A 23,084-nucleotide genomic window follows, 5' to 3' on the forward strand; every position below is an offset into this window, starting at 1 on the left:
ATCGACTCCTAAAATTGTGCCATTAACTTATTTTCTTTTGACCTTATTCATCCGCAAAAAGTCAAGATAAAGTGCTTTATTTAGAACGAATATCTCTCTTCAAATTATATCTTAAGGGTGGAATTTGATATAAAAACTTAGGAAAATATGGAGCTATAAACTGAATAATTCCCAGACTTATGAGACTTCCTAAAATGGTACCTGCTAAAATATCAAAGGGATAATGTACCCCCACAAAGATGCGTGCCCAACAGATCAAGCATAAAAACACCATAGCAAATTTAAAAGTACCTTTATATCGGTAAAAATAAAAGCTTGCTGTATAAGCTGCAATGGTCAAGGCATGATTACTAGGGAAAGAAGCTGTTGCTTGATGTTTAATCAGCGGTGTCGTTAATCCTACAACGAATGGACGTGGATGAAAATAAATGAGAGAAATAAGATAACCTATCAAAAGGGCTATGCTAATGCTCATGCAAATGCTTAACACGACACATCGTTCCCTTCTCCCACCACAAAACCACAATACACAAAGATGAAGAGGAATGATGTAAATTAAAAACTTTGCACAAAAAATACTCAACAAAACTAAAATTGACCAAGACTGATGGTTGCCGACAAACATCTTAAAGAGCGTAACATCAATCTGGTTTAAAAAATCCATTTTTCTCTCCTTTATCTGTATGTTACAGCACTATCTCTTTATAGAAGGGGGAAATATACTGAAAATATATCAAGATTTAATAAATCCATTTTTTTATGTGTATAAGCTTGCTATTTTAAAGGATAACCTGTAGATATGAGATGTTCGTTGCCGGCATTTAGCTGGAGGTTGAACGGAGGGCTGTAAAATATCAGTAGGAAATACAATGTTTCCGGCCTCCCGTGTCTCCGCTCTGAGATGTCTCAAATTGTAAACGCGTCCTTTCTTCTTTGGGTTTTCCAAAAAGACAAGTCGCAGAGGCTTTGCGCTAAAACCGGTGAGATTTAATTGAAGAAAGGCAAAACAATGGCTCTTTATGAACATATGTTTCTTGCCCGACAGGATATTGCACCGCAGCAAGTTGATGAACTTTTGAACCTTTACAAAGGTGTCATTGAAACGTATGGTGGAAAGGTTGGGTGTGTAGAAAATTGGGGACTTCGTCCTCTTGCTTATCGTATTCGTAAAAACCGTAAGGCTTATTATGTCTTGGTCAATATTGATGCACCCGCTGCAGCAATTGCTGAAATGGAGCGTCAGATGCGAATCAATGAAGATATTTTGCGCTATATGACCATTCGTGTAGAAAAACACGAAAAAGAAAAATCTGCGATGCTTTCACACCTTGATCGCAATACGGCTGGTCAGGATGAAGAGCGCTCTCGCTCCCCACGTCGTCAATGTGAAAATGCTATGGAAGAGGTAGAATGATGAATGATACGAATCAAAACTCTGCACGTCGCCCTTTTCATCGTCGTCGTAAAACATGTCCTTTTTCAGGGGCTAATGCGCCTAAAATTGATTATAAAGATATCAAATTATTACAACGTTATATTTCTGAACGTGGAAAAATTGTTCCTTCACGAATTACGGCTGTTAGTCAGAAAAAACAGCGTGAATTAGCTAATGCTATCAAACGCGCTCGCTTTTTAGGCTTACTTCCATACGTTATAAAGTAAACGATCAAGATACTTTGCAACTGGAGAAATTCTCCAGTTGCTTTTCTTATAGGGGTTTAAAAAATAGCTTATTGTATTCTATGTTAAGCTATTAAATGTAAAAGTTGAGGTATCAACATGCCTCTAACTGCAGAAAGCAGGACAGCAATAAATGACAAAAAATCGTACTGATGAGATATTAACTGGTGTTTTGGCGGGATTGTTTTCTGTTGTGATGGGAATGGCAATTATTAGTGTTGCCAATATCGCTCCCTTTTTTTCTTTTTTTCTTGGCTGTTTTTTTTCATTGCCAATTTTTATTGTTGCGTTCGGTCAAGGAACATTTGCCAGTTTCGTTGCCTTAATAAGCGCGACTGTTGTTCTTTTCATTGCCACGGATATCTATATTGCTCTTGGGCTTATGTTGTTATTTTTTCTTCCTGCTGTTTATGCCTCTTGGCTTCTTGGATTGGCACGACCAGCACAAAAAGAAAACGCATTGATATGGTATCCATTATCATCCGTTATTTTTCATTTAACCAACTTTATTGCTCTTATAGTTACCTTCATTGGACTTTATATAAAAACCCGTCCAGACACCCATCTCATTGCAAAAAAAATCATTGAAAACATCATACAAGCTTTACAACAAGTGCAGTCATTAAAAGAAGCTAATATACTGAATGTTAGTGAATTTTTAATGGCACATGCCGCAACTTTAGCAGCAATCGCTCTGACAGTTTATAGTTTGATTTTTCTCATTGGTAATCTTTATTTTTCAATGATAACAGCCCAATATATGAAGTGGCTAAAAAGACCTCGAGATGATTGGAGCAAAACTCTTCGCCTTCCAATTTCTGGAATTATTATTTTCATCGCTGTTTCCATCGCCTCAATGGCTGAATTGAGTGATTCTATTAATTTAGGGACGCGCATTTTTAGCTCTGCTTATACTGTCATCATATCAATTAGTGGTCTAGCCTATCTTCATAATATTACAAAAGGGGTTAGCGGTCGGGTTATTATACTTTCTTTTGTTTATATTGCTATTTTAACTGTTGTTTTTTTCCCACCTATTTCTTTCATGATGCTTTTGATGGGCATTTGGGCTGCTATTCAATATAACTTTCAATCACACAAAAAACTTCCCTAAATTTATTTGTTCGAAAGGAAAAACTATGGATATTATTCTACTTGAGCGCATTCCTCGTCTTGGTCAGATGGGTGATATTGTCTCAGTAAAAGATGGTTATGCACGTAATTTTCTCTTGCCTCAAGGTAAAGCTTTACGCGCAAATGAAGCAAATAAAAAACATTTTGAGATCCAACGCGCGCAACTTGAAGCACGTAATCTTGAACGCAAAAGCGAAGCGCAAAAAATTGCTGAAAAACTTGATGGTCAATCATTTATTGCTGTTCGTTCTGCTGGTGAAACAGGACAACTTTATGGATCTGTGTCAACGCGTGATATTGCTGAAATCATAACAAGTGAAAGATTCTCTATTGGGCGAAATCAAATTGAACTTAATCATCCAATAAAAATGATCGGTCTTCATACGATTACTCTTAACCTCCATCCTGAAGTTCAAATTTCTGTGGTTATTAACGTTGCACGCTCTACCAGTGAAGCACAACGCCAAGCAGAAGGTGAAACACTTACTTCTTCTGAAGAAATATATGATATTCAAGAAGAAATATTAGAAGGAAATCAGGAAGAATTGTTGGCAGAAAAAATTAATGACAACGATACAAACAGTCCTCATCAAGAAGTTTAATTGCTCCTTTTGCTTTCTGTTTTATATCTTTTATTCCATTTAAAAGATTGGTCATAAAATACTCACGTTTTAAAACTGAGTATTTTATGACTATCATATGTAAAGAACTAATTTTTATGAAGAATTAGAAGTATGTTATATAAGCACATTCCATATCAGAAATGATAACAGCAATAAAGAGAAATGCTTTTGTTTCTCCAGCATAAAAGCAAAAATAATTTAAAGCTCTACTCTTAAGAATGAATTTTGCATGAGCGGTAAGTTAATGATATCGTCGTGTGATCTACAATGATTCTATTTATAAAGAAGTCATTCTACTTACACCAGTATTAGAATTTTAAAATCACATAATTTCAAAGTGTTTCGATTTAGAGCGCTGAAACTACCACTTAAAATCACATATTATAAAAATAAAACACACGAAATAGATGCTATATTAACAATACACGAATGATAAATGAGCCATTAGAAGAGAGTTTTTTTTAATTATAGATTTTAACTTAAAATGAAGCTTTGTAGCTCTATTCTTTTAATGTAAGATTTTCAATTTATTGCCTAAAGTCGCTAGACTTAGAGTTTTAGTGGGAAAAGTTTATGGAAGAAACTAGCGTTGTTAATATCAGCTCTTCAAAAAAAGAAGATTCTCCTTCTTTTCGGCAACTTCCGCATAATATTGAAGCTGAACAAGCATTACTTGGTGCCATCTTTATCAATAATGATTCTCTCGACCGCGTTTCGGATTTTCTAAAACCAGAACATTTTTTTGAACCGTTGCATCAAAAGATTTATGCTGTTTTATCTCACCTTATTAAAACAGGCAAATGTGTAGATCCGGTTACGATCAAACCCCATATCCAAATGGAAGAGAAAATTGGAGATCTCACTGTATACCAGTATGTTGTTCGCTTAGCCAAAGAGGCAGTCACCATTATTAACGCTGAAGATTATGGACGCGTTATTTACGACCTTTTTATCCGTCGTTCTTTGATTAATCTTGGAACTCAAGTCGTCAATACAGCCTTTGATGCTCCTGTAGAGCTTACGCCTACCCAACAAATTGAAACTGTCGAAAATCAGTTATTTGAGCTCGCAGAAAAAGGAAAATATGGAGGCGGATTTGAGAATTTTAATGTGGCTGTCAAAAAAGCACTCGATATGGCAAGTGCTGCGAAACAGCGTTCTTCGCAATTATCAGGGATAGCCACTCATATTAAAACACTTGATGAAAAAATGGGAGGGTTACAAGCATCTGACTTAATTATCCTTGCGGGACGCCCCGGTATGGGGAAAACCTCACTAGCAACCAACATTGCCTTTAATATTGCCAATGCTTATAATCATAATGGTAATAAGCAAGAAAATGAAGGTGGTATTGTAGGGTTCTTCTCCCTGGAAATGTCCTCAGAACAGCTTGCAACTCGTATTATTTCTGAACAAACAGAAGTCTCTTCTTCTGATATTCGACGGGGGAACATTTCAGATGAACAATTTTCAAAAATTATTCGTGCGGTAAACCAACTCCAAAAGGCCCCCCTTTATATTGATCAAACTGGGGGAATATCAATTACGCAACTGGCTGCTCGTGCTCGACGTCTCAAGCGACAACATGGCTTAGATGTCTTGTTTATTGATTATATCCAACTCATGACAAGTAGCTCAAAGCGTTCGTCTGAAAATCGTGTTCAAGAGATTACAGAAATTACCACAGGATTAAAAGCTTTAGCAAAAGAATTGAATGTTCCTATTATCGCTCTGTCACAACTTTCGCGCCAAGTCGAAAACAGAACAGATAAACGTCCACAACTCTCCGATTTACGTGAATCTGGTTCAATTGAGCAAGATGCCGACATCGTTCTGTTTGTCTATCGTGAAGAATATTATTTCAAAAATGAAGAACCTAAACTGGGTACTCTTGAACATACAAAATGGCAAGATGAAATGGATAAAATTATGGGGAAAGCTGATGTCATTGTCGCAAAACAGCGTCATGGTCCGACAGGAATTGTGTCCCTTGCCTTTCAATCTGATTTCACACGCTTTAGTGATCTGGCAGATAGCAATTATCTTCCAGAACAAATCGGTTAAATCACCATGGTACGGAACCGTATTCAATTTATCTGTCAAAATTGTGGAACCGTCCATTCTCGTTGGGCAGGGAAATGTAGCGCCTGCGGAGAATGGAATTCCCTTATTGAAGAAAATGTAAATGGCGGCATAGGAAGTGGTCCTAAGCAGAATGCTCGTAAAGGACGCATCGTCGCCCTTACATCTCTTTCTGGAGATATCCAAGATGCTCCACGTATTCATTCTGGTATTGCTGAACTTGATCGTGTTACCGGTGGGGGCTTTGTTCGTGGATCAGCACTCCTTGTTGGTGGTGATCCAGGTATTGGAAAATCAACATTGCTTACACAAACAGCAGCGGTTTTATCCCGCAAAGGGCATAATGTTATCTATGTCTCAGGTGAAGAGGCTATTGCGCAAATTTGTTTGCGTGCGCAAAGGCTTGGCGCTCATAATACAGAGGTGAAACTTGCTGCTGAAACCAATGTTGAAGATATTCTTGCAACCTTAAGCGAGCATAAAAAACTTGATATGGTGATTATCGATTCGATTCAAACCCTATGGTCAGATACAGCAGATTCAGCCCCCGGCACTGTCACACAAGTCCGTATTGGTGCTCAGGCAATGATTCGCTTTGCCAAAAAAACAGGAGCCGCTGTTGTTCTTGTGGGGCATGTGACAAAAGATGGGCAAATTGCTGGTCCTCGGGTTGTTGAACACATGGTTGATGGTGTTCTCTATTTTGAGGGTGAAGGAGGACATCATTATCGTATTCTTAGAACTGTAAAAAATCGCTTCGGACCAACAGATGAAATTGGTGTTTTTGAAATGTCTGATAAAGGATTACGCGAAGTGATAAATCCATCCGAATTGTTTTTAGGAGAACGCAATGAAAAAGCACCAGGTGCAGCTGTTTTCGCCGGTATGGAGGGAACTCGCCCGATATTGGTGGAAATTCAAGCCCTTGTTGCTCCTTCTTCTCTTGGAACACCACGACGTGCAGTTGTCGGATGGGATGGAAATCGTCTTTCTATGATTCTTGCCGTTTTAGAAGCCCATTGTGGCATTCGTTTTGGACAGCATGATGTCTATCTGAATGTAGCAGGTGGATATCGTATATCAGAACCCGCTGCGGATTTAGCTGTAGCCGCTGCTTTGGTCTCTTCTCTTGCCAATATCCCTTTGCCAACGGATTATGTATATTTTGGTGAAGTCAGTCTTTCAGGAGCTACTCGTGCTGTTGCACATTCAGCACAACGCATCAATGAGGCAAAAAAACTCGGCTTTCAGGGGGCATTTCATCCCACAACAACAACGGAAATGATAAAGTCGCTCCATTTTCAACAAAAAACTTTCTCCGACCTTCCCGAACTTGTTGCTACTCTTACCGCAAGTAAAAAATGGTCTACACCACAGGCAGGATAATATAGAAAAAACGCTATAAAATACAAAATATCCTTGCTATAAGAATAAAAAATGACCTAACAAAAATATATTTGCACACAGATTTAAAGAACACAACTTTATGTATAAGGAACAAACAAATGATCATAACAATCCTTGATGGAATTGTCTTAGTCATCATCCTGTTGTCCGCTTTTCTTGCTATGCTTCGAGGATTTTCACGTGAAGTGTTATCATTGATTTCTTGGGCAGTTGCAGCTGTTACGACACTGTTTTTATTCAAACCTGTTTTACCTTTCTTTGAACAATATTTCTCTAATAAAATGATTGCATTGATCACAACATTGGTCACAATTTTTATTATTGTTCTCATTATTACTTCAATTATTACAATGAAAATCTCCGATTTTATTATTGATAGTCGAATTGGTATCCTTGACCGCACGATTGGTTTTATTTTTGGAGCACTTCGTGGTTTACTGATTATGGTTATCAGTATGTTGCTTATTAATGCCCTGATTAAACCAGAAAACCAAGCAGACTGGTTAAAAAATGCCAGAACAAAGCCTATCTTAGATTCACTGGGACAAAAAGTTTGGGAAATACTCCCAAAAGATCTTGGATCTGTTCTCGAAAAGGCAGAGAATTTGTTTAAAGACAGCGATAAACATACGAAGAAGAAACAACCTCATGAAAAAACGCTTCTTAAAAATGGAGAATAGCTTTTCATGAGGAAAGAGAACTCAATGATGTAAAATGTGATATTAATGATTCCTCTCTATCACAACTGAAAGAATATGATGATAAAAAGCGATATTTCCTGTCAAGAATTTTCATTAGATGATGATACCCTTCACGAAGAATGCGGGGTTTTTGGCATTCTTGGGCATGAAGATGCTGCAACATTAACCGCTCTTGGACTTCACGCACTCCAGCATCGTGGGCAAGAAGCAGCTGGTATTGTTTCTTATCATAATAAAATATTTCATCAAGAAAAGCATTTAGGTCTCGTTGGTGATCACTATACAAACCCCGCAACACTTGCGCGCTTACCAGGAAATCGCGCTATTGGACATACCCGTTATTCAACAACTGGAGAAGTGGCATTACGTAATGTTCAACCCCTTTTTGCTGAATTGAAAGTTGGAGGTATTGCTATTGCACATAATGGTAATCTTACCAATGGTCTTACATTGCGCCGTGAACTCATTGCTTCTGGTGCTATCTGTCAATCAACGTCAGATTCAGAGGTTTTTCTCCATCTTATTGCCCGCTCACGTTATGAATCGTCCTCTGATCGTTTTGTTGATGCGATTCGGCAAGTAGAAGGTGGGTATGCTATGTTAGCGCTCACACGTACAAAGCTTATTGCGGCACGCGATCCAACAGGAATTAGACCTCTTGTGATGGGAGAACTTGATGGTAAGCCTATCTTTTGTTCTGAAACTTGCGCCCTTGATATTATTGGAGCCAAATATGTCCGCGATGTTAAAAATGGAGAAATTATCATATGTGAAATACAAAAAAATGGAGAAATTACGAAAAAAATTATAAAACCAGAAAATGCAAAACCAGAAAAACTTTGCTTATTTGAATATGTTTATTTTGCCCGTCCAGACTCAATCGTTGGAGGGAGGAGTGTTTATACAACACGCAAAAATATGGGAATCCGTTTAGCACAGGAAGCCCCTTGTAAGGGGGATGTTGTGGTTCCTGTTCCAGATGGTGGAACACCTGCTGCAATTGGCTATGCACAAGAAATTGGAATTCCCTTCGAGCTTGGTATTATTCGTAATCATTATGTTGGTCGTACTTTTATCGAACCAACACAGCAAATTCGCGCTTTTGGCGTCAAGTTAAAACATTCGGCAAACCGTCCTATGATTGAAGGAAAACGTGTTATTCTGGTTGATGACTCTATTGTACGGGGAACAACATCCCTTAAAATTGTACGAATGCTTCGCGATGCAGGAGCAAAGGAAGTTCATATGCGCGTCTCTAGCCCTATGATTTTCTATCCTGACTTTTATGGCATTGATACACCCAAGGCTGAAAGCCTTTTAGCAAATCAATATCCAGATTTAAAATCTATGTGCAATTTTATTGGAGCAGACTCTTTAGAATTTCTTTCAACGGACGGATTATATCTTGCTGTAGCAGGGGAAAAACGAAATAACGCCGATCCACAATTTACTGACCATTATTTTACTGGATATTATCCTACGCATCTGGTTGATCAAAAAAACCTCTCCAAAATTCATCAATCATCTGTCCTTAAAACAAGAGATTAATGATGACAAAACGTGACTTTAGTCTCCATGGGCGTGTCGCACTTGTTACGGGTGCATCAAGAGGAATTGGCTATTATTTAGCACTCGAGCTCGCTGCACGCGGTGCTCATATTATTGCTCTTGCACGAACAGTCAGCGGACTGACTGAATTGGATAATAAAATCCGAGAAAACGCGGCTCTTGCTACCCTCGTTCCGCTCGATTTACATCATATGGAAAACATCGATGCTCTTGCACTCTCAATTGCCAATCGCTGGAAAAAACTCGATATTGTCGTTGCAAATGCAGGAATCCTTGGAACACTCTCACCAATAGCGCATATAGAAAATACGGTCTTTGAAGATGTCTTTCAAATAAATCTTTTCAGCCAATGGCGCTTAATAAAAGCTGTTGAGCCCTTATTACGTGAATCTGATGCTGGACGAGCTGTCTTGTTATCCTCAAGCGTTGCGCATGTTGCTCGCCCGTTCTGGGGAGCTTATGCAGCCTCTAAAGCGGCTTTAGAAATGATTGCCCGTTGTTGGGCAGAAGAACTCAAACAAACTCCTATTAAGATTAATTGTGTCAATCCTGGAGCCACACGTACAGCTATGCGCGCTGAAGCTATGCCTGGTGAAGATCCAGAAACGCTCCCCTCACCACAAGAGGTTGCAAAAAAAATAGTCCATTTGCTCTCACCTGATTTAAAGGAAACTGGAAAACTCTTTAATGTCCGTGAAAATCGGTTTGTGGATTATTATGCCCCTCATTGATCATCATCTGAAATGTAAATAGACCACACTCTCTCTTTCCTGCACTTCTCAACAGAAGAATGAAGCAGTTTATGATTCTTGGATAGCCTTTTTAGCATCAGCCTTTTTCTCTTCTAAAGCGGCCCGTTTATTATAAGCAACGAAACTACAGGGGAGAAAAATCATATAGCTAACAGCTGTAATCAATAAAGTTTTCCATGTGTAAGTCGCAAGAAAACCGACATAAATAACAATGACCAACATGCAGGGTATAACGATATCACGCCTCAAGTTTTGATCAATTGTCTTTGCATTCCACACTGGTAAACGACTAATCAAAAGAAAAGCGATAATGACTGTATAAAGACTAAAAAACAATGCCCACCCCCAATTGGGGACCAAACCAAGAGCACCTAAATAGGTAGGTAATAAAAGGAGTAACGCTCCTGCAGGTGCAGGAACACCAACAAAATAACTTTTCTGCCATTGTGGGATATCAGCATTATCCAACATCACATTAAAACGCGCTAATCGCAAACAACAAGCAACACAATAAACAAGAGCTGCAACCCAACCAATGTGGTGTGCTTGATTCAAAATAAAAGAATAAACAATAAGCGCAGGGGTAACACCAAAATTGACAATATCAGCAAGAGAGTCCATCTGTGCCCCGAAAGATGAACTCCCATCTATTAAACGTGCAATGCGACCATCAGCACCATCTAGAACTGCAGCCAAAAGCACCATTAAAATAGCAGCCTCATAGCGATTCTCAAAAGCCAAACGAATGCTGCTCATCCCTGCGCAAATTGCCAAAATAGTAATGATATTGGGAATAACATAGCGCATTGATGTCGATGAACGTCGCCGATTTGCAATATCATCATGCTGCCCCTCAGGATTGAATGAAGAAAATGGCGAAAAATTTTTCATTGGGTGGCCCTAATCGTATCTGAAATCCGTTGTAGCATTCTTATCATCAAAAGACCCTAAAACTGTCTCTCCAGCAATGGCTGTCTGTCCAACGGCAACACGCAATTTCATTTCAGTTGGTATATAAATATCAAGGCGAGAACCAAAACGAATCAACCCAAATCGCTCTCCCGTGATAACAGCATCATTTTCTTTTGACCAACAAACAATCCTACGAGCAAACATCCCTGCTATTTGTACGATAGCAATTTTACCATGCTTGCTCTCAATGACCACCCCATTCCGCTCATTAAACTGACTAGCCTTATCAAACTCCGCATTGGTAAACCTACCTGGATGATAAATAATAGACTCTACTGTACCACTGATAGGAATACGGTTGATATGGCATGAAAAGACGTCCATAAAAATGGAAATACGAACCATTTCATCTTTCCCTAAGCCTAATTCTTCAGGTGGAACACATGATTCTACAAATGAAATACGCCCATCTGCAGGCGACATAACCCAATTTGGATTCAAAGGGATCACACGATCTGGATCACGAAAAAAGTATATACACCACACTGTGAGAACAAGACCACACCAAAACAACGGACTCCATATCCAACCAAGAATGAGCGAAATAACAAAAAATGCTACAATAAAAGGATAGCCTTCTTTATGAATCGGCACAAAGCTATTATGGACAGATTGTAAAATACTCATATCATTTCCTATTCATCGTAAACTTAAACAAGCAATAAATCTTTTTGTTCCTCTTGCTTTTATGTATTTTATCAATCACTCTATATAAAGATAGAGATTACATTTTGCCCACCTTATTTTTTACGATTAACAATACCCGTTTCATCTTCTTCACGCATTTTACGTAATTTTTCTTCAGCTTGCGATGCTTCAAGCTGCTTATTCCACATTGAAGCATATAAACCTTTCTTTCGTAAGAGCTCTGTATGCGTCCCATTTTCAATAATACGACCGCTTTTAAGAACCAAAATTTCATCAGCATTGATAACCGTAGAAAGACGATGTGCAATAATCAATGTTGTACGTCCACGGCTTACAATATCCAATGCTTGTTGAATTTCCTGTTCCGTTGCCGTATCAAGAGCTGCTGTTGCTTCATCTAGAATAAGAAGTGGGGGGGCTTTTAAGAGTGTCCGTGCAATAGCCACACGTTGTTTTTCACCCCCTGATAATTTGAGACCACGCTCTCCTACCATAGATTGAAAACCTTCTGGTAATATCTCAATAAATTTTGATATTTGTGCCATTTCAGCAGCTTTGTACACCTCTTCATCTGTCGCACTTGGGCGCCCATAGTGAATATTATAGGCAATTGTATCATTAAATAACACTGTATCTTGTGGGACCATGCCGATCGCTTCACGCAAACTTTTTTGTGTTATGTCACGAATATCCTGCCCGTCAATTGTGATAGAACCTGCATCAACATCATAAAACCGAAAAAGTAATCGAGAAATAGTTGATTTTCCTGCACCCGATGGACCGACAATGGCGACTGTTTTTCCTCCAGGGACTTCAAAATTAATATCTCTGAGAATCTGACGCGTCGAATCATAAGAAAATTTTACCTGATGAAAACGAATGGTCCCATCGCTTATCTCTAATGGTCTAGCATTTGATTTATCAATGATTTCCTGCTGAACATCTAAAAGATCGAACATCGCTTCAATATCCGTTAAACCTTGTCGAACATCACGATAAATTGAACCAATAAAATTCAGTGGAATGGAAAGTTGCATTAAAAGGGCATTAATAAAAACAAAATCTCCTACAGTTTGTGTCTTATAAAAAACTTCATAAGCCGACATCAGCATCATGATCGTCATTCCAATACCAAAGATAAGAGCCTGACCAAAATTAAGCCAGCTTAATGATGTCCAAATCTTTGTTGCGGCTTTTTCATAACCCACCATAGAAGCATCAAAACGATCGGCTTCTAGAGTTTCATTGCCAAAATATTTAACCGTTTCAAAATTTAAAAGAGAATCAACAGCGCGCGTATTTGCCTCAGTATCTGCTGTATTCATTTGTTGACGAATGCGAATACGCCAATCACTCGCCTTAATGGTAAAAAAAGTATATAATAAAACCGTTATAACAACAATGAGAAGATAATGCCATCCGTAGTTGATATAAAATACAAGAGCCGTTAATATAAATTCTAAAACTGTCGGTACGGTATTGAGAATTGAAAATCTTACGATCGCTTCAATTCCTTTTGTCCCACGCTCAATCACACGAGAAAGCCCACCAGTTCGGCGTTCTAAATGAAATCGTAAAGATAACTCATGAATATGAACAAAGGTTTTATAAGCTAATTGACGAACAGCATATTGACCAACAGTGGCAAAAAGGGAGTCGCGTAATTGATTTAATCCAGCCTGCATAATCCGCGCGACATTGTACGCCAAAACGAGCATGATGGGGATAATCAAACTGGACGGAAACCATTCAGGGAGCTGAAAGCTTGTATCAAGCACATTCGTAGAATATTTAAAGAAATACGGCACAGATATGAGAACGAGCTTGGACAAAACAAGATAAAATATTGCCCACAGTACACGTATTTTTAGATCACGCCGACCTACCGGCCACATATAAGGCCATAAATTGTAAAGTGTGTGCAGAGTCTTCCCTGTATCGGATGATACAGTTTTTGTCATTTCATTGCGTTTCATAAAGCCCTTACTTCTCTATCATCCACACGAAAAAGGCAAAGCATCCCCCTGTGGTTGTTTATAAGTTTCTTACGCTTTTCAATAAGCTATACCTACTCGTTGTTTGAAGTTAGACTGTTTTTGAAAAAGGAACAAGAAATAATCCATTATACAGCTTATTATTTTGATCTGTATTCTCATACCACTCTGCTGCAAATAAATTTTCAACTTTTACATGCTTTTTTTTCAATTCTGCCTGAAGCCACTTTTTTGTCTTACCAATCTCTTTAAGACCATCATCAATAACTTCACCATTTTCTACGACAATCGTCGATTTCTTCCCCTCTTCCTTCTTAATAACAGTGCAATCACCATTGGTTTCCAAACGAACAAAAGCAGCTTCATGTAAGTGACACCCTTTAAGACGTAACATGGTAATGAGATCATTAACATTGATCCCTAAGCTCTTAATCTTATCCATTTGAAAGACCCCATCTAAAACCAATGTAACATTTCGCCCTGCAATAAGGCGGCGAAAAAAAACTGAATAGCGTGCAAAAAAATTAAAAGAGGTAATCAAGGCTTGCCAAATCAGTAGAACAAGCAATAATTGAGTACTGCTAATATTCTCATTATAAATGACTCCTCCAATAATACCTCCCATAACAAAATTGCTGACCAGATCAACAGGTGTCATCTGACTAAGACTTCCACGACCCATCGTTCTTAGAATAAATAGGAAGGCAACAAGACCTACAGCCAGCTTAAGCGCGATATATCCATAGTGATATAAAAGTTCCATCATATTCTCCCTTTAATTTACGAGAACTGCTGGAATAGGAAAATTAAAATCGTTTTATTTCCCACATGGTTATGCGCTCACCACTCCGTGGATCCTTACTATCTTTTAAGAGAACCCCCTCGGCTGCAAGCTCATCACGAATTGTATCCGCAGCTTCCCACTCTTTATTATGGATAAGCCTTAGTCTTTCGGCAATGCGCTGATCAATAAATTTTGAATCAAGAGATGTTTTTTTTATAAATAATGGGCTGTCTATTTTTTTAACCCATTCTTGTCGTAATAATCCTAATAAATTCATCCCATTGGCAAGAGCCCAAGCATCGCCTGCTTTATAAAATTTTCGCAAAAGAGTAAGTGCTTTTGGCGTATTAAGATCATCACTGAGGGCATCTATCAAAGTATCATCAATCGCTTCATTGTTTTCCATCATACTCTTTTTACTGCGAAGCAATTCATACCAACGATACAGTTCACTGCTCGATTGCATTAAACGCTGCGCTGTCCAATTTAACGGTTCACGATAATGCGTCTGGAGCATTGAAAAACGTGCAGACAAACCCGCCCAATTTTGCTTCATTTCATCAGCTAAAACACCATTAAATTCCAAAAAATTATTCTCTAAAACAGAACGAATGGTTATAAAATTGCTAAAGCTTTTTGACATCTTTTTGCCTTCAACTTGTAAAAAGCCGTTATGCATCCAAAAATTAGCCATTCGCTCTGTCCCAAAAGCGGAACAACTTTGTGCAATCTCATTTTCATGGTGAGGAAAAATTAAATCAAGTCCACCACCATGAATATCAAAAATATTCGCGATCGGATCATCACAAGTTAAACCACCACCGTAGGGCGCTAACAACTTTGCCATTGACATGGCAGAACACTCAATATGCCAACCTGGACGACCTAAAACAGGAATTCCGCCCGGCGATTCCCAACCTGGTTCTCCTTCCACAGAAGGTTTCCATAAAACAAAATCCATCTCTTCCCGCTTATAAGCAGCAACATCAATACGCGCCCCCGCCCTCATTTCATCTAAAGAACGATTTGAAAATGCTCCATAATGGGGAGGATTTTTGATGCTCTTTATAGAAAATAATATATGATTTTCCGCTTTATAAGCATGTCCCTTTTCAAGCAATCTTTCGATGAGAGCGCGCATTTCCTCTAAATGCTCAGTTGCGCGCGGCTGGCTGGTTGGCAATAGACAACCAAGTGCTATTGTATCTTGTTGAAACTGAGAATATGTGCGTTCTGTTAATTGACGAATAGCATCATTTAGTGAAACGTTTGGATATTCGTGGGCAGCTCGTGCATTAATTTTATCATCGACATCTGTAATATTACGCACATAGAGAACATGATCATTGCCATAAACATGACGCAATAAGCGAAATAAAATATCAAAAACAATGACAGGGCGTGCATTTCCTATATGCGCGTAATCATAAACTGTTGGACCACAAACATAAAGACGTACTTTTGTCGGATCTATTGGTGTAAAATTTTCTTTTTTACGTGTCAGCGTATTATAAAATCGCAACTCTTTCATCATTATACTCCGTAAACGATATTACGCACCGTTCTTTTAAATGCCTCTTCTCTCAAATGATCACATTATGCGGTTTAGACTAAAACTTCACCTTATCATCAATTCTTCTTCCCCTATGATGGTATTTACGGCTGTCTCTATCATTTATCCTAAAAACAATCTCTTTTATTTGATTGGACAAAAGCATTCTATAGATAGAGAGCTTTTCCCTTCTTGAAGGAAACAAGTTTAGAAAAAATTCCATAGGCAATAGAATATTTATATGAAAAATAGATTACAGGAAGCAAATCTTAAAACTTTAACCCCATAAAGCTTCGTCAGTATTTTCAATATTTCACAATGGGTTCCTTACTGTCTCTTACGCCCTATATTTTATAATCAATCATTGAAAATAATGTCGCAATTAACCCTCTTTTTTAACAGCGTTCTCATGACACAACTACTTTATCTGTACAGAGTTTTATTCAAAGAAAGCAATCAAAATAATGCGTAATAAATTGAGAAAAATCATTCTTTTAATATTTCTTGTCATTTCAATGCCAACCTTTGCACAACAATCTCCACCTTATGAGAAAAAATTACTTCGCCTCGCAGAAATTTTAGGATCACTGCATTTTCTCCAAAATCTTTGTGAGTCTCCAACAAACCAATGGCCAATAAATCAATGGTATGACTATATGAACGCACTCATTGAAGCAGAACACCCCATTCCACAAAGACGCGCTTATTTTTATGCAGCATTTAATGAAGCGTATCGTGCTTTCTCAGAAAATTATCACCATTGTACACAAGCAGCCATTGAAGCTCATCAAAAATATATTAAAGAAGGGAGAGTTTTATCTGAAAACCTTCTCATGCATTATAACAATTAACCTGTATAAAAAGTACCTCCTTCAATTTAAGTGATATTAATGATGTCTCCTTACAAATGAGTAGAGCAATAAGTTATCTTCTCGAAAATAGAGAGACTTTTTAAAAATAACGCCTCAATATGCTTTTATTCTTATGAGTGCCTTTGTCTTCTGTAGAAAATCATTCTTTGGCTTCCTCCCCCCTTAAAAGATGAAGATTCTTAATCCAATCTGGTTTGTAAATCGCCCAAGTTCTATTGAGTTCCACTTGGCTTCCCACTTATGTGATGTGCTTTGAGACTCTACAAAAAAGCTTAAGAACATTCATCACGCACTAAAAAACATTTATGTGTCAAGGAGATTGATATGCCTTATATCACATCACCGCTCTAAAAGATGGTATTTTGGGCATAACAAAATAAAACTGATGCTGTTTACACCAAAGTTTCTATAAATTTAACAGGCTCTCCTTGTGAAGGTGTGACAATTTCACCTTCCCACATAACGCGCATACCACGGACAATAGTCCCGACAGGCCAACCTTTAACCTTTTGACCATCATAAGGTGTCCAACCGGCACGCGAACCAATTAAGCTATTCGTAATAACTTCTTCTCGCTTAAGATCAACAATGGTCAAATCAGCATCATATCCAACAGCAAGACGTCCTTTACAGCTTATACCAAAAATACGACTAGGGCCATGTGACGTGAGATCAACAAAACGCTCAAGAGACATTTTTCCTGCATTCACATGTGTTAACATAATGGCGGCTGTTGTTTGCACTCCTGTCATTCCTGAAGGTGAAGAGGGGTAAGATTGAAGCTTGTCCTCAAGGGTATGAGGCGCATGATCTGAGCCTAAAACATCAATAATCCCCTGTCGAACACCGTACCAAAGAGCTTCACGGTGGCGCGGTTCACGAATAGGTGGATTCATCTGAATTAATGTACCAAACTGCTTATAATCATCAGCCGTAAGAGTCAAATGATGGTGTGTCACTTCAATTGTTGCAACATCTTTATGTTTTTTGAGAAAATCAATTTCTTCTTCTGTCGAAAGATGTAACACATGAATGCGCGCTTTCGTCTCATGGGCAATTTTTACCAAACGCTGCGTACATTTTAACGCCGCAATCTCATCACGCCAAATCGGATGTGAAGATGCATCCCCTTCCATACGCAGTATTTTACGCTCTTTAAGCCTTTCCTCATCTTCAGAATGAAAAGCCGCACGACGGCGTGTATTTTGCAAAATAAGGCGTACACTTTCATCATCATCGACCAAAAGATCACCGGTAGAAGATCCCATAAAGACTTTAATTCCAGCTGCACCAGGAAGTCTTTCTAATTCAGAGAGTTCATGAGCATTTTCACGCGTTCCTCCAACCCAAAATGCAAAGTCACAATGCATACGATGGAATCCGCGCTTAACCTTATCGCTTAATGTTTCTTCTGACGTTGTCAATGGATTAGTGTTAGGCATCTCAAACACTGCTGTAACCCCCCCTAACACAGCGGAATATGAGCCACTTTCCAAATCTTCTTTATATTCATTGCCTGGCTCACGAAAATGCACTTGACTATCAATAATTCCCGGCAAAATATGAAGCCCCGTACAATCAATCACCTCACCAGCTGAGGCACATGTAAGGTCGCCAATTTCAGCAATACGGCCATTTGTAACACCAATATCACGCTTGCTTTTTCCATCATGATTCACAAGTGTTGCACCTTTAAAAATTGTATCAAATGTTTTAAACATAGCCATGCTCCTTACATATTGCTCACTTATCGATTATGTAACTTTGAGCAGAAAGGCAAGAACCATGATTGAAAAACAAAATGCCATTTGCTTAAAAAACCGCAAAATTATTCAAATTACAGGCGAAGAAGCAACAGATTTTTTACAGTCCCTGATCACAACAGATGTAAAAAAAATAAGTCCCCAAGAAATTTTCCCTGGAGCCCTCTTATCCCCACAAGGAAAGGTCCTTGCTGATTTTCTTATCGGTAAAAGAAAGGAAAGTTATTTTATCGATATTGTGATGTCTTTGGCCGATACACTCTACAAGCGTCTGTTGCTCTATAAACTGCGTAAAAAAGTAGAAATTACACAACCATTACAAGGACTTGTTATAGTTTCTTGGAAAAATGAATCAGATACTTTAAGTTTTGATTCAAATTTTATTGATAAACGCTTTCCACAACAAGAAAAAATAATACGAATCTATAGCAAAGTTCCTTTTTTGGTTTCAGAAAATTATGACACATGGAATCAATTGCGAATTCGTTATGCAATTGCAGAAAGTGATCAAGACTATGAAGTCGGCAAAGTTTTTCCTCATGATATTAATTACGATCAAATTAATGGATTAGCATTCAACAAAGGGTGTTATATTGGACAAGAAATTGTTTCACGAATGCACCACCGACGTGCAGCACGTCGCCGTATCTTGATTGTAAAAGGCCAGCGTGACCTCCCCCCTCAATCGAGCCTTGAAGCAGGAACAAAAGTACTTGGACACTTGGGAACATGTGTTGCAAATGAGGCTCTCGCTTTAATGCGTATTGACCACGTCAAAGATGCTATGGATCATAACATTCCCTTTACTGTAAAAAATATTCCTGTCACTATAAGCATTGCTGAAAATATGAATTTTACCTTTCCTGAAAATACGATAGAAAATGCACATGGCTAAAGCTGAATTATTAAAAAGTGGAGAAGCACGCGCTTGGCAAAGAATGCTCTCTGGACGCAGACTTGATCTTCTCAATCCTTCTCCTTTTGATATTGAAATTGAAGATATTGCTCACGGCCTTGCGCGTGTAGCACGTTGGAATGGTCAAACACGAGGAGAATATGCCTATTCTGTTGCACAGCATTCACTTTTGGTTGAACAAATATTTCAAAAACTTTTTCCACAGTCGCCGCGTCATGAATGTCTCTGTGCTCTTCTTCATGATGCACCAGAATATGTCATCGGCGATATCATTTCACCCTTTAAAGCTGTCATAGGAAAACAATATGAACGCATTGAAAAGCGCATCCAAGATGCAATCCACATGCGCTTTTCTCTTCCCGTTGATCTTTCTCAAAAACTTTTAAAAAAAATTAAACACGCCGATCGTATTGCGGCATATCATGAAGCGATCACATTTGCTGGATTTAATACAGAAGAAGCCCTTCGCTATTTTGGCTCTCCCAATAATATTTCACCCGATGATCTAAATTTACAGCCCTCCTCTACTCAACAAATTGAAAACGCTTTTTTAACGCGCTTTAATGACTTAGATGGCCAAAAATTATAAACTCTTCACATTGTTAATTTTTTGTCATTACAGACTCATTAACCTGATTTATAATAATAATTTGTCGTTTTTCACATTAAATGAGTTCCCTCTAATATGGCAAGATTCACTCATTTCAAATCTGTTTATATTAAATCAATCAAAATCATTTACTTGCACGTCATAAGCAAAGAAAGCCCTAAGGATAAAAACTGTACAAGAAGATTAAAAATGCCGCTTATGAGCCCTCTCAAGTGGCAAGCGCTCGTCAGCAACATTGGTAGTTAGCACAATGTGTAATGCTACCCACTTGTTTTTTTATGAAGCGTAAAAATGGTCGTACTTTCTAAATTTTATACAGTTCCTGAGGGCTTTTCCATTATAGTATTCACGAGTGCCGTCGCAAAATAGAATGAGGTGTCTAAATATTTCTTTTAAAAAGTACGTAAATTAGCATTCCAATGACATTCTGTTTTACATCAGAAGACTGCCTCCATTAAAGCAATAAAAAAATCATAGCTAAAATTTCATACAAAAATATATGAAATAATGCACATTCATTACAAAAATAAACAAATGTTCTCTTATCGAACTTTTTAGCTTAAGCTAAGATTTATTTCAGTTTATAAACTTCCCTATCCGTTGGAAAAGAACGGGATGTAACATCCTCTGCATAGTTTTTGATTGCGGTTTTCATGGCTTGTTCAAGGCCTCCATAACGGCGTACAAATTTGGGTACGTGAGCACCATAGCCCAACATATCTTCCATCACCAAGACTTGTCCATCACATTGATTAGATGCGCCAATACCGATTGTTGGAATAGAAAGCTTTTCTGTCAATTTTACGGCTAAAGGTTCGACAATCCCTTCCAAAACAATAGCAAAAGCTCCAGCCTCCTCAATCGCTGCTCCGTCGTCTTCAATTCTTTGCCAATCACTCTCTTTCCGTCCTTGTGTTTTAAAACCACCAAAACGATTGACCGCTTGGGGAGTAAGACCAATATGTCCCATCACTGGTATGCCACGTTTACATAAAAAATCTACTGTTTCTGCTATATAAACTCCACCTTCAAGCTTAACGGCTCCACACCCCGTTTGTGCAAGAATACGCGATGCATTTAAAAAAGCTTGCTCTTTGCTTTCCTCATAAGAACCAAAAGGCATATCAATAACGATAAGAGCTTTTTGAGATCCACGCACCACAGCCTGCCCATGTAAAATCATCATATCTAAATTAACAGGAAGCGTTGTCTCAAACCCATATACCACCATACCAACGCTATCACCAACCAAAAGGATATCGCAATAGGGGTCAGCAATCCGCGCAGTATAAGCTTGATAAGCTGTTAAAGAAACAATCGGCTGTTCTCCCTTTCTTGCACGTATCTGAGAAGATGTTATACGCTTTACAGTTTTATGTACACTCATTTTCCGCCCTTCTTTTGCAATATGTATTGATCAATAAGCCTTACCTCGCCAAAGCGAACAGTAAGAAGTAAAACCGCTGGTTTATTCAATGTTCCTTTGACCTCGCATAAAGTTTCCATATCCCGTAAATCTATTGCTTCAACGATTGCACGCGTTTCTTTTTGTAAAATATTGCGAACAATTTTGCATAACTTATCAACCGACCGCTCACCTTCATGGTAAAGCTTTTCAGCAGCTTTTCCACTTTCAAGAATAATTTTGGCGGCTTTACGATCTTCTAATGTTAAAAGTTTATTCCGCGAAGAGTGAGCAACACCATCTGCTTCACGTAAAATAGGGACTCCAATAATTTCAACAGGAAAAGCTAAATCTTCAACCATACGCCGAATAATTAAAATTTGTTGAAAATCCTTTTCTCCAAAAAAAGCTTTATTGGGCTGAACAATATTAAAAAGCTTAGCAACCACACTCGTTACACCACAAAAGTGCCCTGGACGTAATTTTCCCATCAACATACGTGATAATTTTTTCACTTGCACAATTGTATCATTTCCCAAGGGCCACATTTCATCTACAGAAGGCGCAAAAACACATTCAACACCCGCTTTTTCCAATAAAGCACAATCGCTTCTCAAGTCTCTTGGATATTTATCAAAGTCTTCATCAGGTCCAAATTGCTTTGGATTGACAAAAATAGAAACCAATACGCGATCACACGTTGCTTTTGCACGCTGTACTAATGCTAGATGCCCCTCATGAAGAGCTCCCATTGTTGGAACAAAACCAATTGAAAAGCCTAAACTTCGTTCTTCTGAAGTATATTGGCGAACTTCAGCAATTGTCTTTAAAATTTTCATTTTCCCATTCTATTCAATTATAATCACATCAAAAAATGACTGCCTGTATACCAAATCGACGCTCAAACAACTGTATCAAATTCATGCGCACTGATGGCTGTTTTATATCTCGTGGCTCCCAGACATGACGCATAAGAAAAAAACCCGTTAAGTTAAAACCATTTATTATATCCCTAAAATCAGTAGGACGAGTCGTTCTTTGCACAAGAAACTGTGGAAGAATGAGAAGCTTTTTTTTCCAAGGTTCCCCTGCTTCTTCACAGACAGCCCGTCCGGATTTTGGCGATACGTAATAAAGTTTTTCCTGACGACCTGTTACAGCACAACAAGATAAATCAAGACCAAAACCAAGTTCTTCAAGAAACCGCATTTCAAAACGTACCAGCAATTCCGCATTTATAAAGGGTTCATCAAAATTCCGCATAAAAAGGTGTAAAATATCATATAAAGTGGGGTGCGGATCACGCTCAGGAAGAAGCCGCAAATGAAAAGCGATCAATTGCAAAGCATAAAGCGCTTCTGGTAGACAGATTAATCGTGCCGCATGTAAATCAAGTGCTTCAAGGCGAAAAAGTCCCAAATGTTCTTCTAAACGTGCACTCCATTCAGCCTCCACAAAATTTCCGGGCTGAAGAAGAGCAGCCATACGACGCGAACGCCCTCCTTTTACCACGCCCATATAACGACCATGTTCACGCGTCATAATCTCAAGAATAACACTTGTTTCACCATATTGGCGTGCCCCAAGAATAACTGCTTGTTCTTTCCACTTCATTTTTTC

General features: G+C 38.4%; 22 protein-coding genes. 12 read left to right on the forward strand and 10 right to left on the reverse strand.

Features of this window, described 5'->3' with window-relative positions; all coding sequences use genetic code 11:
• Positions 1-76: 76 nt before the first annotated feature.
• Positions 77-664, reverse strand: a complete 588-nt coding sequence (locus NNJ85_RS00555) for an undecaprenyl-diphosphatase (protein WP_254472712.1) — start codon at positions 662-664, stop codon at positions 77-79.
• 345 nt (positions 665-1,009) lie between these two features.
• On the opposite strand from NNJ85_RS00555, the gene rpsF reads away from it, so the two are divergent.
• The 9 genes from rpsF to NNJ85_RS00600 all read left to right on the forward strand — a co-directional run bounded on the left by rpsF (position 1,010) and on the right by NNJ85_RS00600 (position 9,927).
• The gene (rpsF, locus tag NNJ85_RS00560; protein WP_254472713.1) at positions 1,010-1,414 is read left to right on the forward strand and encodes a 30S ribosomal protein S6; all 405 of its coding nucleotides are present in this window, start codon (positions 1,010-1,012) and stop codon (positions 1,412-1,414) included.
• Positions 1,414-1,662 (forward strand): 30S ribosomal protein S18, encoded by a 249-nt coding sequence (rpsR, locus tag NNJ85_RS00565; RefSeq protein WP_254473860.1) that lies wholly within the window; start codon positions 1,414-1,416, stop codon positions 1,660-1,662. The genes rpsF and rpsR overlap by 1 nt, the downstream gene beginning before the upstream one ends.
• Positions 1,663-1,813: 151 nt before the next feature.
• Positions 1,814-2,794 (forward strand): hypothetical protein, encoded by a 981-nt coding sequence (locus NNJ85_RS00570; protein ID WP_254472714.1) that lies wholly within the window; start codon positions 1,814-1,816, stop codon positions 2,792-2,794.
• 25 nt (positions 2,795-2,819) lie between these two features.
• A complete protein-coding gene (gene rplI, locus NNJ85_RS00575) occupies positions 2,820-3,416 on the forward strand; it encodes a 50S ribosomal protein L9 (RefSeq protein WP_254472715.1) in 597 nt (198 codons plus the stop codon).
• Between the two features lie 594 nt (positions 3,417-4,010).
• On the forward strand, positions 4,011-5,501 hold the full coding sequence (locus NNJ85_RS00580) for a replicative DNA helicase (protein WP_254472716.1): 1,491 nt from the start codon (positions 4,011-4,013) through the stop codon (positions 5,499-5,501).
• A 6-nt stretch (positions 5,502-5,507) separates the two neighbouring features.
• The gene (gene radA, locus NNJ85_RS00585) at positions 5,508-6,905 is read left to right on the forward strand and encodes a DNA repair protein RadA (protein ID WP_254472717.1); all 1,398 of its coding nucleotides are present in this window, start codon (positions 5,508-5,510) and stop codon (positions 6,903-6,905) included.
• Between the two features lie 119 nt (positions 6,906-7,024).
• Positions 7,025-7,606, forward strand: coding sequence for a CvpA family protein (locus NNJ85_RS00590; protein ID WP_254472719.1), 582 nt, complete (start codon positions 7,025-7,027; stop codon positions 7,604-7,606).
• A 78-nt stretch (positions 7,607-7,684) separates the two neighbouring features.
• The gene (purF, locus tag NNJ85_RS00595) at positions 7,685-9,175 is read left to right on the forward strand and encodes an amidophosphoribosyltransferase (protein WP_254473862.1); all 1,491 of its coding nucleotides are present in this window, start codon (positions 7,685-7,687) and stop codon (positions 9,173-9,175) included.
• Positions 9,176-9,177: 2 nt separating this feature from the next.
• Entirely contained in the window at positions 9,178-9,927 is a 750-nt protein-coding gene (locus tag NNJ85_RS00600) for an SDR family NAD(P)-dependent oxidoreductase (RefSeq protein WP_254473864.1), read from the forward strand.
• Between the two features lie 69 nt (positions 9,928-9,996).
• Here NNJ85_RS00600 and pssA read toward each other — a convergent pair whose 3' ends face one another.
• From pssA to cysS, 5 genes are all read right to left on the reverse strand, one after another.
• On the reverse strand, positions 9,997-10,839 hold the full coding sequence (gene pssA, locus NNJ85_RS00605) for a CDP-diacylglycerol--serine O-phosphatidyltransferase (protein ID WP_254472721.1): 843 nt from the start codon (positions 10,837-10,839) through the stop codon (positions 9,997-9,999).
• A gap of 9 nt (positions 10,840-10,848) precedes the next feature.
• A complete protein-coding gene (locus tag NNJ85_RS00610) occupies positions 10,849-11,547 on the reverse strand; it encodes a phosphatidylserine decarboxylase (protein WP_254472723.1) in 699 nt (232 codons plus the stop codon).
• 113 nt (positions 11,548-11,660) lie between these two features.
• A complete protein-coding gene (locus tag NNJ85_RS00615) occupies positions 11,661-13,544 on the reverse strand; it encodes an ABC transporter ATP-binding protein/permease (RefSeq protein WP_254472725.1) in 1,884 nt (627 codons plus the stop codon).
• 109 nt (positions 13,545-13,653) lie between these two features.
• A complete protein-coding gene (locus NNJ85_RS00620; protein WP_254473865.1) occupies positions 13,654-14,325 on the reverse strand; it encodes a DUF421 domain-containing protein in 672 nt (223 codons plus the stop codon).
• Between the two features lie 43 nt (positions 14,326-14,368).
• Positions 14,369-15,877, reverse strand: a complete 1,509-nt coding sequence (gene cysS / locus NNJ85_RS00625; protein WP_254473867.1) for a cysteine--tRNA ligase — start codon at positions 15,875-15,877, stop codon at positions 14,369-14,371.
• A gap of 485 nt (positions 15,878-16,362) precedes the next feature.
• Here cysS and NNJ85_RS00630 point away from each other — a divergent pair, with 485 nt between their 5' ends.
• Positions 16,363-16,749 (forward strand): TIGR02301 family protein, encoded by a 387-nt coding sequence (locus NNJ85_RS00630; protein WP_254472727.1) that lies wholly within the window; start codon positions 16,363-16,365, stop codon positions 16,747-16,749.
• Between the two features lie 413 nt (positions 16,750-17,162).
• Here the strand turns inward: NNJ85_RS00630 and NNJ85_RS00635 are convergent, their stop codons facing one another.
• Complete coding sequence (locus tag NNJ85_RS00635; protein WP_254472729.1) at positions 17,163-18,491, reverse strand: dihydroorotase; 1,329 nt, start codon at positions 18,489-18,491, stop codon at positions 17,163-17,165.
• Between the two features lie 64 nt (positions 18,492-18,555).
• Between NNJ85_RS00635 and NNJ85_RS00640 the strand changes: the two genes are divergently transcribed.
• Positions 18,556-19,428, forward strand: a complete 873-nt coding sequence (locus NNJ85_RS00640) for a folate-binding protein YgfZ (protein WP_254472731.1) — start codon at positions 18,556-18,558, stop codon at positions 19,426-19,428.
• On the forward strand, positions 19,421-20,038 hold the full coding sequence (locus NNJ85_RS00645; RefSeq protein ID WP_254472733.1) for an HD family hydrolase: 618 nt from the start codon (positions 19,421-19,423) through the stop codon (positions 20,036-20,038). Before NNJ85_RS00640 ends, NNJ85_RS00645 begins: the two co-directional genes overlap by 8 nt.
• 592 nt (positions 20,039-20,630) lie before the next feature.
• On the opposite strand, the gene panB is transcribed toward NNJ85_RS00645, so the two are convergent.
• From panB to recO, 3 genes are read right to left on the reverse strand one after another with little or no spacing between them, the layout of a single operon-like run.
• Positions 20,631-21,446: a 3-methyl-2-oxobutanoate hydroxymethyltransferase gene (panB, locus tag NNJ85_RS00650; RefSeq protein ID WP_254472735.1), complete on the reverse strand. Its 816-nt coding sequence runs from the start codon at positions 21,444-21,446 to the stop codon at positions 20,631-20,633.
• Positions 21,443-22,303, reverse strand: a complete 861-nt coding sequence (panC, locus tag NNJ85_RS00655; protein WP_254472737.1) for a pantoate--beta-alanine ligase — start codon at positions 22,301-22,303, stop codon at positions 21,443-21,445. The genes panB and panC overlap by 4 nt, the downstream gene beginning before the upstream one ends.
• Before the next feature lie 28 nt (positions 22,304-22,331).
• Complete coding sequence (gene recO, locus NNJ85_RS00660) at positions 22,332-23,078, reverse strand: DNA repair protein RecO (RefSeq protein ID WP_254472739.1); 747 nt, start codon at positions 23,076-23,078, stop codon at positions 22,332-22,334.
• Positions 23,079-23,084: the final 6 nt, after the last annotated feature.

The organism is Bartonella sp. B1098, from assembly GCF_944896145.1.
Taxonomy (GTDB): Bacteria; Pseudomonadota; Alphaproteobacteria; order Rhizobiales; family Rhizobiaceae; genus Bartonella.